The organism is Mongoliimonas terrestris (assembly GCF_001927285.1).
Taxonomy (GTDB): domain Bacteria; phylum Pseudomonadota; class Alphaproteobacteria; order Rhizobiales; family Pleomorphomonadaceae; genus Chthonobacter; species Chthonobacter terrestris.
In genome coordinates, this window is sequence record NZ_MSIG01000002.1 from 409,676 (window position 1) to 420,954 (window position 11,279).

An 11,279-nucleotide genomic window follows, 5' to 3' on the forward strand; every position below is an offset into this window, starting at 1 on the left:
CGTTCCGGATCGGATCGGGTCCCGAAGGACGGCGGCCGTGCCTGAAGGCCGGCCACCGGAACGGCCGCCGGAGGCAGGCGGCCGAAGACGCGCGGAGCGGGCGCGGAAGAACGGACGGACCGTCCTCACTGACCCGGCGTCGGCGCGGTCGGCGCCGGCGATTCGGGCGCGGTCACGGCCGGCGGGACCGCCGGAGCCGGCGCCTCGGGCGCGGTCGCGGCGGGGGGTGTCGGCGCGCCGGGCGCGGGTGCGGCCGGTGCCGGATCGACCGTGAAGGGCGCGTCGGCGGCCGGCACGTCCGGCGTCACGGGAGCCTGGTCGAGGGTGGCGCCGCCCGACGGCGCGGCCGGAGCCGGAACGGCGGGGACCTGCGGGGCGCCGGCCGGCGCTTCCGGGATCTGCGCGCCCGGCGCGGGGGTCCGCCGCAGCTGGTTGAGGTCGTCGAGCACGCCGCCGCTGCCGCCGCCGACGGCGCCCGGATCGGTCGCCGGCGCGGTGGCGCCCGGTACGGTGTCGAACACGGATCCCGCGTCGCCCATGAAGCGCGGCAGCACGGAGAGGGCGAGCGAGGTGAGGAAGAACACGGTCGCCAGGATGGCGGTGGTGCGGGTGAGAACGTTCGCCGTGCCGCGGCTGGTCATGAACCCGCCGCCGCCGCCGATACCGAGCGCACCACCTTCGGAGCGCTGCAGGAGTACGACGCCGACCAGGGCGACCACCACCATGAGGTGGACGACGAGAAGAACCGTTTGCATGAGGTCAGGAAACCTTGTCCAGAAAGCACGGCACGAGGGCGGCGCACGCGCCAACGGGCCCTCGCGGGTACTCGAGCCGGCGGCGTTGTACACGAAGGCTCGTCGGCTTTCCACCCTCGCCGTGGCTATGGGCCCGACGGCCGATGCCGGTAGATAAGGCGACGGGCGTTCCGGCACCAGGGTGGGGATGCGGGAAGGTTGGGGGAATGGGGAGTTGGCGGAGGGGATGGGGCGGTTGGGGGTGGAGGGGCTGGGCGGTTAGGGGCGGAGGTTCCCCCTCTCCCCAACCCTCTCCCTCAAGGGGAGAGGGGGTCGGTTGGAGGTGGGGGTGAGGCGATCGCCTGCCCATGAACTCCAAGATCCTCATGGTCCGCGAAGGCGGACCAGCCACGCATTGAACGATCGCCGAACGGGCGCCGGGGTGCTTGCGCAAATGCGTGGGTGGTCCGCCTTCGCGGACCATGACGGATGTTGCGGCAGGGCGGGGGGCACTTTTGCCACGGCATTTTCGTTGCGCCCTCTCCTTCAAGCCCTCCACCCTCTCCTTCAAGCCTCCCGCCCTCCCCTACACGGGAGACGAAGCGACGACCGCGCCCTTGCTCAGCGGTAGGCGTCGATGATGGCGAGCAAGTCGGCGGCTTTCAGGCTGGCGCCGCCGACGAGGGCGCCGTCGACGTCGGGGACGGCCATGAGCTCGCGGGCGTTCGACGGCTTGACGGAGCCGCCGTAGAGGATTCGGACCGCCGCGCCGGCCTCGCCGAAGCGCGCCACGAGCGCGCCCCGGATGGCGTGGTGCACCTCCGCGACGTCGGCGGTCGTGGGGGTGAGGCCGGTGCCGATGGCCCAGACGGGCTCGTAGGCGACGACGGTGTTGGCGCCCGTGACGCCGTCCGGCAAGGAGCCGGCGAGCTGGGTGCCGACGACCGAAAGGGTCTGGCCAGCCTCGCGCTCGGCGCGGGTCTCGCCGACGCAGACAATGGCGGCGAGGCCGGCGCGCCAGGCGGCCTCGGCCTTGGCGCGGACGACCGCGTCGGTCTCGCCGTAGTCGGCGCGGCGCTCCGAATGGCCGACGATCACGAAGGCGCAGCCGGCGTCCTTCAGGGCCTCGGCGCTGATGTCACCGGTGTGGGCGCCGGCGGATTCCGCGTGGCAGTCCTGGCCGCCAACGGCGAGGGTGCCGCGGGCCGCGAAGGCGGCGACGAGGGTGGCGGGCGGGCAGATGAGCACCTCCACGCGGGCAGCGAGCGCCGGGTCCAGCCGCTCCGCCATGGCGTCGAACTCGGACATGGAGGCCTTGAGGCCGTTCATCTTCCAATTGCCGGCGACGAGCGGGGTGCGGTGGACCATGGGGGACTACTCCTTTTGACGAGGATCCGGCTCTAGCCCAAGTGCGCGGTGTCGGCCATTGGGCGTTTGGTGCATCGGCTGGCGGGCGGAGGGGGGCTGCCCGGGGTGGAAGGCGCACTGGCGGGTCGCCTTGTGTCGGCCGGGCGGCGTCCTTATGATCCGCCCGCTTCGCGCCGGGGGGTCCGGCGCCTGACGACAGACATGGGACCGGCGCCGGGCGGCGCCCCTCCTTCATCGGACGGATCAATGCTTGACGCTCTGCGCCGCGGCGCCACCACCTGGGTCGCCAAGATCCTTCTCGGCCTCCTGGTTCTCTCCTTCGCCATCTGGGGCATCGCGGACGTGTTCCGGGGCGGGCAGACCCGCGCCGTCGCCGAGGTGGGCGACACGGAGATCGACCTGCCGGCCTTCCAGAGCACCTACCAGCGCGAGCTGCAGGCGCTGTCGCGCCAGATCGGCCAGCCGCTGACGGCAGACATGGCGGCGCAGTTCGGCCTGCCGCAGCGGGTGCTGGGCCGGATGATGGCGGAGGCGACGCTGACGGAATCGGCGCGGCGCCTGGGGCTCGGCGTCTCGGACCAGACGGTGGCGACGACGATCGCGGCGGACCCGTCCTTCATCACGGGCGGCCAGTTCAATAGGGCGCAGTTCCAGCAGCTGCTGCGGCAGGCGGGGCTGACGGAGGTGCAGTATCTGGCCGACCAGCGCGAGCTGACCATCCGCCAGCAGGTGTTCGAAGGTCTCGTCGGCGGCCTCCGGGTGCCGACGGCCCTCGTGGAGCCGATCGCGCGGTTCCGCAACGAGGTGCGGACGGTGGACTATGTGGTGCTGGAGCGCGCCGCCGTGGAGCCGATCGCGCCGCCGACGGAGGACGAGCGGACCGCTTACTTTGAAGAGAACAAGGCCGCCTTCCGGGCGCCGGAATATCGCAAGCTGCAGGTGGTGGCGCTGACGCCGGCCGCGCTCGCCGACCCCTCCGCGGTGACCGACGAGGCGGCGCGGGCCGAATACGAGCGCACGCGCGGCCAGTATGGCCAGCCGGAGCAGCGGCGGGTGCAGCAGATCCTGTTCCCGACCGTGGAGGAGGCCGAGGCGGCCGCCACGCGGATCGCCGGCGGCACGACCTTCGAGGCGGTGGCGGAGGAGCGCGGGCTGTCGGCGACGGACCTGGACCTGGGGCTCCTGGCCAAGAGCGCCATGGTGGACCCGGCGGTGGCGGACGTGGCCTTCGGGCTCGCCCCGAACACGGTGAGCGCCCCGGTGAAGGCGCGCTTCGGCGGCGCGCTGGTGCGCGTGACCGAGGTGGTGCCGGAGAGCATCCAGCCGTTCGAGGCGGTGGCGGGCGGGATCCGCGACGCGATCGCGCAGCGGACCGCCGAGCGGACGCTGCTTGAGACCGAGCAGGAGATCGAGGACGCGCGGGCGGGCGGCGCCACCCTGCAGGAGGTGGCGGACCGGTTCGGCCTGACGCTGCAGACCATCGAGGCGGTGTCGGCCGAGGGCACGGACCCGGCCGGCCAGATGGTGATGCTGCCGGACGCCGAGGGGCTGCTGGCGGCGGCCTTCGAGAGCGACGTGGGCGTGGAGAACGACCCGCTGGCGGTGACCGGCCGGGGCTATGCGTGGTTCGAGGTGGTGTCGGTGACGCCGGCCCGCGACCGCACCCTGGAGGAGGTGTCCGACCAGGTGGTGGAACGCTGGACCAACGATCAGGCGGCCGAGCGGCTGGCCGAACGGGCCGACCAGCTGGTGGCGGACGTGAAGGGCGGCAAGCCCTTCGCCGAGGCGGCCGCCGGCGCCGGGCTGACGGTGACCCGCTCGCCGGCCTTCGCCCGCAACGGCGATCTGCCGGGGCTCGGCGAGGTGGGCGTCGACGCGGCGTTCGGCGGGCCGGACGGCTATGTGACGTCCGTGGATGCGGACGACGGGCGGCAGATCGTGCTGCAGGTGGTGAACGCCGTGGTGCCGCCCTTCTTCGCCGAGGAGGCGGGCAACGCCGAGGTGGCGACCGCCTTCAGCGAAGAGATGCGCGAGAGCCTGATCACCCGCTACGTGGACGGCCTGCAGGCGAGCCTCGGCGTTGCGGTGAACCAGCAGGCGCTGGATCTGGCGATCGGCGTCTCGGGGCGTTGACGCCCGGCGGCGGCGGTCCGCAGAGTGGCGGGCGGCGGCGGCGATCGGCGGCGCGATACGGGGACAAGCGGGGGCGAAGGTCACCACCATGAGCGAGTTCAAGGCGTTGATCGGCAAGGTCGCGACCGGCGCGGCCCTGTCGCGGGAGGAGGCCCGGGCGGCCTTCGGCGTGATGATGTCGGGCGAGGCGACGCCGGCCCAGATCGGCGGCTTCCTGATGGCGCTCCGGGTGCGCGGCGAGACGGTCGACGAGATGACCGGCGCCGTGGAGGTGATGCGGGCGAAGATGCTGCGCGTCGCCGCCCCGGCGGACGCCCTCGACATCGTCGGCACCGGCGGCGACGCCTCGGGCAGCCTCAACATCTCCACCGCGTCCGCCTTCGTGGCGGCGGGCGCCGGGGTGCCGGTGGCCAAGCACGGCAACCGGGCGCTGTCGTCGCGCTCCGGCTCGGCGGACGTGCTCGCCGCGCTCGGCGTCGGCATCGATCTTTCGCCGGACCAGATCGCCCGCTGCATTTTGGAGGCGGGCTGCGGCTTCATGTTCGCGCCGGCACACCACGCGGCCATGAAGCACGTGGGGCCGAGCCGGGTGGAGCTCGGCACGCGAACCATCTTCAACCTGTTGGGGCCGCTCTCCAACCCGGCCGGCGTGCGGCGCCAGCTGGTCGGCGTGTTCGCCGCCCCCTGGCTGGAGCCGGTGGCGGCGGTGCTGCGCGACCTCGGGTCCGAGGCGGTGTGGGTGGTGCACGGCTCCGACGGGCTCGACGAGATCACCACGGCCGGCCCGACGCGGGTGACCGAGCTGAAGGACGGCGCGCTCCGCTCGTTCGACATCACACCGGAGGACGCGGGCGTGCCCGGCCATCCGAAGGACGCCGTGAAGGGCGGGACGGCGGAGGAGAACGCCGCCGCACTCCTCGCCCTCCTCGACGGGGCGCCCGGCGCCTACCGGGACACGGTGCTGATGAACGCCGGCGCCGCCCTCCTGGTGGCGGGCCGGGCAGAAGGCCTGAAGGAGGGCGCGATGCTCGCCGCCCGGTCGATCGACAGCGGCGCCGCGCGCGGCGTGCTCGACGCGCTGAAGCGCGCCTCCAACCCGCCGGCGGACGCATGAGCGACATCCTCACCCGGATCGAGGAATACAAGCGCCAGGAGATCGCCGCCGCGGAGGCCGCGATCCCCCTCGCGCGCATCAAGGACATGGCGCTTGCCGCCGACCCGCCGCGCGGCTTCCGGGCGGCGCTGGAGCGGGCGAAGGCGGAGGGCCGCTACGGGCTGATCGCCGAGATCAAGAAGGCGAGCCCGTCGAAGGGGCTCATTCGCGCGGACTTCGACCCGCCGGCGCTCGCCCGCGCCTACGAGGCGGGCGGCGCGGCCTGCCTGTCGGTGCTGACCGACACGCCGTCCTTCCAGGGCCGGCCGGACTACTTGACCGCGGCGCGCGCCGCGACGGGGCTGCCGGCGCTCCGCAAGGATTTCCTCTTCTCGCCCTACCAGGTGTTCGAGGCGCGCGCCTGGGGCGCCGACGCCATCCTGATCATCCTCGCCGCCGTCGACGACGACCTCGCGCATGCGCTGGAGGAGACCGCCTACGACCTCGGCATGGACGTGCTGATCGAGGTGCACGACGCGGCGGAGACCGAGCGGGCGCTGACGCTCTCCTCCCCGCTGATCGGCATCAACAACCGCAACCTCCGCACCTTCGAGACGCGGCTGGAGACCACCGAGGCGCTGGCGCCGCTGGTGCCGGCCGACCGGATGGTGGTGGGCGAATCCGGCCTCTTCACAACCGCCGACCTCGACCGCATGGCGAAGGCCGGCGTGACCACCTTCCTGGTGGGCGAGAGCCTGATGCGCCAGGACGACGTGGCCGCCGCGACCCGGACGCTGCTCGGCATCTGACCCGGACTAGGGCCGCCGGGGCGGCCGCCTCCCGCTTTGGTGCAAGGCCGGCGGGCTTTCGCGCCGGCGGGGCGGCGTCTACACTCCGCCGCCCGACCGACGAGGAATGCGCGCCCGTGAGCGACCAGCTGACCCATCTCGACGCCCGCGGCGCCGCCGCCATGGTGGACGTGACCGACAAGGCCGCCACCACCCGCACGGCGGTGGCCGAAGGCCGCGTGGTGATGCGCGCCGAGACGCTGGCCGCCATCATGGACGGCGCGGTGCCGAAGGGCGACGTGGTGGCGACCGCGCGCATCGCCGGCATCATGGCGGCCAAGCGCACCCACGAGCTGATCCCGCTCTGCCATCCGCTCGCCGTCACCAAGGTGGCGGTGGAGATCGTGCCCGACCCCGCCCTCCCCGGCCTGACGGTGACCGCCACCGTGCGGGTGACCGGCCAGACCGGCGTGGAGATGGAGGCGCTGACGGCGGCGTCGGTCGCCTGCCTCACCATCTACGACATGGCCAAGGCGGTGGAGAAGGGCATGCGCATCGAGGGGCTCCGCCTTCTGGAAAAGACCGGCGGCAAGTCCGGCGTGTGGACCGCGTCCGCCTGAGGCGGCCAAGCCGCGAGGAGGCGAAGCCAATGGCTCTGATGCCTGTTGCCGAAGCCCAGGCCCGCATGCTGGCCGGGGTGGACCCGCTGCCGGCGGAGCGCGTGCCGCTGGAGGCCGCGGCCGGCCGGGTGCTGGCGGAGGACCTTGTAGCGCTCCGCACCCAGCCGCCGTTCGCCGTTTCGGCCATGGACGGCTATGCGGTGCGCGCCGAGGACCTTGACGGCGGCGGCGTGCTGACGCTCGTCGGCGAGGCGGCCGCGGGGCACCGGTTCGCCGGCACGGTCGGGATCGGCGAGGCCGTGCGGATCTTCACCGGCGCGCCCATGCCGGACGGCGCCGACACGGTGCTGATCCAGGAGAACGCCGACCGGGACGGCGCCTCCATCCGGCCCCTTCAGGCCGAGATGCGCGGCCGCCATGTGCGCCGGGAGGGCCTGGATTTCCGCGCCGGCGACCGACTGTTGAGCGCCGGCACGCGGCTGGACGGCCGGCGGATCGCGCTCGCCGCCGCGGCCAACCACGCGACGCTGTCCGTGCGGCGGCGGCCGAAGGTGGCGCTGATCGCGACCGGCGACGAACTAGTGCGCCCCGGCGCGCCGATCGGGCCGAACCAGATTGTCGCCTCCAACGGTTTCGGGCTCGCGGCCATGCTGGCCGCGCTCGGGGCAAAGCCGGTGGACCTCGGCATCGCGCCGGACGTGCTGCCCGAGATCCGCGCGCGTCTGGCGACGGCGTTCGACGGCGGCGCGGACGTGGTGTGCCTGCTCGGCGGTGCGTCGGTGGGCGACCACGACCTGACCCGGCCGGCGCTCGCGGCGGAGGGCGTCGACCTCGACTTCTGGAAGATCGCCATGCGGCCCGGCAAGCCGCTGATGGTCGGCCGGCGCGGCGCGGTGCGGGCGCTCGGCCTGCCGGGCAACCCGGTGAGCACGCTCGTCTGCGGCATCCTCTTCCTCATGCCGCTGGTGCGCGCGCTTCTCGGCGAGCCGAACCCCCTGCCCCGCACCGAGGCGGCCGTGCTTGGCGGCGACCTTCGGGCCAACGACCAGCGGCAGGACTATCTGCGCGCCCGCATCGTCGGCGAGGCGGACGGCCGGCCGGTGGTGGACGCATTCGACGTGCAGGACAGCTCCATGGTGTCGACCCTCGCCGCCGCGGACGCTCTGATCGTGCGCGAGCCGCACGCCCCGGCCGCGCGGGCGGGCGAAACGTGCCGGGTGATCCGGCTCGACCGGGGCTGACGCACGCGCCGGACCAGCCGACAGCGCCCCGGCAAAAAACCGCACGGGAACGAACGGCCACAGGCGCGATCCGTGACGGCACGCTTGCGGAACGCAGGCAGAACATGCTAACCCTGTTCGTGTTTTGTACCGAGCTTGGTGCGAACCATCAACCACTCGCGCCGCAGGCTGCGAGACGCCTGTCGCCAACCCGCCGCCTGACCCGCGCGAACGAGGGCCGTATGCTGACGAAAAAGCAGTTCGAGCTCCTGATGTTCATCCACGAACGCCTGAAGGAATCCGGCGTGCCGCCGTCGTTCGACGAGATGAAGGACGCCCTGGACCTGAAGTCCAAGTCCGGCATCCACCGGCTGATCACGGCGCTGGAGGAACGGGGCTTCATCCGCCGCCTGCCCAATCGGGCGCGCGCCCTGGAAGTGGTGAAACTGCCCGAATCGGTGCAGTCGTCCCTCGGCCGCCCGCGCCGCGGGTTTGAACCGGCGGTGATCGAAGGCACCCTCGGCAAGCCGAGGCCCGCCCCGGCCGTGGAGCCCGTCGCGGAGCGCGACACGCTGCCGGTGCCGGTGATGGGCCGGATCGCGGCCGGCGTGCCGATCTCGGCCATCCAGAACCATTCCCACACGGTGCACGTGCCGATCGACCTCATCTCCGCCGGCGAGCATTTCGCCCTGGAGGTGCGCGGCGATTCGATGATCGAGGCCGGCATCCTCGACGGCGACACGGTGGTGATCCGCAAATCCGATTCGGCCGACACGGGCGACATCGTCGTGGCCCTGGTGGACGACGAGGAAGCCACCCTGAAGCGGCTGCGGAAGAAGGGCGCGTCGATCGCGCTGGAAGCCGCCAACCCGGCCTACGAGACCCGCATCTTCGGACCGGACCGGGTGCGCATCCAGGGCAAGCTGGTCGCGCTGATGCGGCGCTACTGACGGTCCGTCCGGTCGGCTTCAGTCGGCGGCAGATGCCAAGGTCGGCGCGGCCCGGAGACGGACGCGGCGAGCGGCGTCAGCCGGAGGGCGCCGCGCTGGTCGGTGCCCGGACGAATGGCATAGGTGCGGGCACCTTGACCGGCAAGGTCGCGGGCGTCGATGACGCGGGTGAGCTTGCGGCACCAGGCGGGCGCTTCAAGCGGTGTGACCACGAGGCGCGCGGTCGCGCATTCGTCCGCGAAGGCCACGGGTCGGCGCACCAGGGCGACGAGCGTGGGGCGTTGGCCGGGCGGCGCGGCGTCGGCTGCTGAGGGGGCGTCGTCGGTCTGGTCGCTCGGGTCGGGCGCCGCCAGCACGCAGGCGTCCGGATCGCAGCGCACGCCTTGGGTGAGGCGGGGGTCGTCGGTGCCGAGCGCTTCACCGCGGGCGGCGAGCCAGAGGCCTGTCTCGAAGGCGTCGGCGCGGCCGAGCACGGCAAGCGATCCGTCGGCGAGGGCCACCATCGCCCGGTTGCCGGTGGCGGAGACGACGAGGTCGGGCCGCGGCTCCAGCGGCGCGACGGCAAGGCCGGCGAGGATGGGCGCAAGGCCGAGCCAGCGGGCCGGCGCCGTCCAGATGATCATCCAGAGGCCGCCCGCCGCCATCAGGAGCGTGCCGGCCAGGGCCGGCCGGCCGAACCCGCCGCCGCCGGGGGTCCATGCGGTCACCCGGTCGGCGATGGCCACCATGCCGTCGATGCCCGCGCCCATCAGGTGGAGCGCCGGGGCTTCGAGGCCGAAGGGCATGAGAAGCGCGGCGAGGAGGCCGGACGGCATGATGACCAGGGTGACGAGCGGCGTCGCCAGGAGGTTGGCGACGACGCCGAGCGGTGCCACGCGGCCGAAATGGTGGAGCGCGATCGGACCGGTGGCGAGCCCCGCGACCAGGGACGACGCCATGGACGCCGCCACGAAGGCGCCGAGGGCCGTGGCGGCGCGGGCGATCCGGCTCACGTCCGGGGGCGGGCGCGGCGGGCGGCGGGCGGTCCAGGCCTCATAGGCGGCAATGAGGGCGGCGACCGACGCGAAGGACATCTGCGCACCCGGATCGAGCACGGCGACCGGGTCGAGGACGAAGATGAGGAGAGCGGAGACCGCCACGGTGCGCAGCGACAGGGCGCGGCGGTGGATCATCACGGCAACGAGGGCGACGGCCACCATGACGGCGCTGCGCACCGTCGCCGTGCTCATGCCGGAGACGAGGAGGTAGCCGAGCGCCCCGGCAAGCGCGATCGCCGCCGCGATTCGCTTCACCGGAAGGAGGAGGGCGACCGGCGGCACCAGGGCGGCAGCGAATCGGATGGCATTGAAGAGGCCGAAGGCGACCAGCGACATGTGAAGGCCGGAGATGGAGAGCACATGGGACAATCCGGAAATCCGCATGGCCTCGTCCGTCTCGGGCTCGATCGCCCCTCGGTCGCCGACGAGGAGCGCGGCCGCGATGGCGCCGGTGTCGCCCGGCAGCGTGGCGCGTACATGGGCGGCCACGCGGGCGCGGAAGGCCTGGACCTTGGCCATGACGGCGACTGCCATGGGTGGCGGCGGCGCGTCCGGCCATGGCTCCGGTGGGCCGATCGCAAAGCCGGTGCCGCCGATCCGGGCGAACCAGGCGACCCGGGCGAAATCATAGCCGCCCGGATAGAGCGGCGGCGACGGCGGTTCCAGCCGGACGGCGAGGCGGACGGCGGCACCCGGCGCCAGCGCCTTGAGCGCGTCGGCCTGCCGGACGGTGACGCGGATCCGGTGCGGCGGCGGGGTCCGGCGCGGCGGATCGAACCCGGCGACGCGGATCACGGTGCGGACGCCGCGGCTTTCCCGGTCCTCTACGGTCTCCACATGGCCGAGGACGACGCCGCTGGTCGGCCGTTCCAGGCGGGGTGCGTCGAGCCGTCGGACGGAGAGGTCGGTCGCCAGCCACCCGGTGGACGCTGCCGCCAGGAGAGCGAGGAGGAGCGACGGCCGGCCGATCCGGTCGGCCACCATGGCGGCCGCGACCGCGCCTCCGGCGAGCACTATGGCGAGCGGCAGCGGAAGGGGCGGCGCGAAGAACCAGAGGCCGATGCCGGCGGCGAGCGCCACCGGCAGGGCGAGAAAGCCACGACCGGCCGCCAGATCCGCCCGCATGCCGGCGCGGATCGCGCCGACGGCGCGACCGGCGGCAGCAAGACCCGCCTGGATCCGACCGCCAAGGGTGGCGCGCGGGCGGCGCCACGATCCGCTGAACCGGGCGAACCGCCTTGGCGCGACGGAGGGCTTGGCATCGGGCGGACCGGCGGGGGTGCGGCTCGTGGATCGGGGGAACGGGCGCAGGCTCATTCCGGGGGTCCAACCTTTT

Annotated in this window: 9 protein-coding genes; 6 read left to right on the forward strand and 3 right to left on the reverse strand. The window is 73.5% G+C overall.

All coding sequences use genetic code 11. The features are described 5' to 3' along the window. Positions 1-125: 125 nt before the first annotated feature. Together secG and tpiA are read right to left on the reverse strand one after the other, a co-directional pair. Entirely contained in the window at positions 126-755 is a 630-nt protein-coding gene (gene secG / locus BUQ68_RS04275) for a preprotein translocase subunit SecG (protein WP_075214683.1), read from the reverse strand. A 600-nt stretch (positions 756-1,355) separates the two neighbouring features. Beyond that, positions 1,356-2,102, reverse strand: coding sequence for a triose-phosphate isomerase (gene tpiA / locus BUQ68_RS04280; protein WP_075214684.1), 747 nt, complete (start codon positions 2,100-2,102; stop codon positions 1,356-1,358). A 246-nt stretch (positions 2,103-2,348) separates the two neighbouring features. Here tpiA and BUQ68_RS04285 point away from each other — a divergent pair, with 246 nt between their 5' ends. The 6 genes from BUQ68_RS04285 to lexA all read left to right on the forward strand — a co-directional run bounded on the left by BUQ68_RS04285 (position 2,349) and on the right by lexA (position 8,906). Beyond that, positions 2,349-4,235 (forward strand): SurA N-terminal domain-containing protein, encoded by a 1,887-nt coding sequence (locus BUQ68_RS04285; RefSeq protein ID WP_075214685.1) that lies wholly within the window; start codon positions 2,349-2,351, stop codon positions 4,233-4,235. Positions 4,236-4,323: 88 nt separating this feature from the next. Further along, positions 4,324-5,349, forward strand: a complete 1,026-nt coding sequence (trpD, locus tag BUQ68_RS04290) for an anthranilate phosphoribosyltransferase (RefSeq protein ID WP_075214686.1) — start codon at positions 4,324-4,326, stop codon at positions 5,347-5,349. Then, positions 5,346-6,137 (forward strand): indole-3-glycerol phosphate synthase TrpC, encoded by a 792-nt coding sequence (gene trpC / locus BUQ68_RS04295; protein WP_075214687.1) that lies wholly within the window; start codon positions 5,346-5,348, stop codon positions 6,135-6,137. The genes trpD and trpC overlap by 4 nt, the downstream gene beginning before the upstream one ends. 116 nt (positions 6,138-6,253) lie before the next feature. After that, on the forward strand, positions 6,254-6,736 hold the full coding sequence (gene moaC, locus BUQ68_RS04300) for a cyclic pyranopterin monophosphate synthase MoaC (RefSeq protein ID WP_075214688.1): 483 nt from the start codon (positions 6,254-6,256) through the stop codon (positions 6,734-6,736). A 29-nt stretch (positions 6,737-6,765) separates the two neighbouring features. Further along, positions 6,766-7,977: a molybdopterin molybdotransferase MoeA gene (locus BUQ68_RS04305; RefSeq protein WP_075214689.1), complete on the forward strand. Its 1,212-nt coding sequence runs from the start codon at positions 6,766-6,768 to the stop codon at positions 7,975-7,977. Positions 7,978-8,198: 221 nt separating this feature from the next. Beyond that, positions 8,199-8,906, forward strand: a complete 708-nt coding sequence (gene lexA / locus BUQ68_RS04310) for a transcriptional repressor LexA (protein ID WP_075214690.1) — start codon at positions 8,199-8,201, stop codon at positions 8,904-8,906. On the opposite strand, the gene BUQ68_RS04315 is transcribed toward lexA, so the two are convergent. Next, positions 8,900-11,260 (reverse strand): ComEC/Rec2 family competence protein, encoded by a 2,361-nt coding sequence (locus BUQ68_RS04315; RefSeq protein ID WP_083656264.1) that lies wholly within the window; start codon positions 11,258-11,260, stop codon positions 8,900-8,902. The two genes, lexA and BUQ68_RS04315, sit on opposite strands and share 7 nt — an antisense overlap. Between the last annotated feature and the right edge of the window lie 19 nt (positions 11,261-11,279).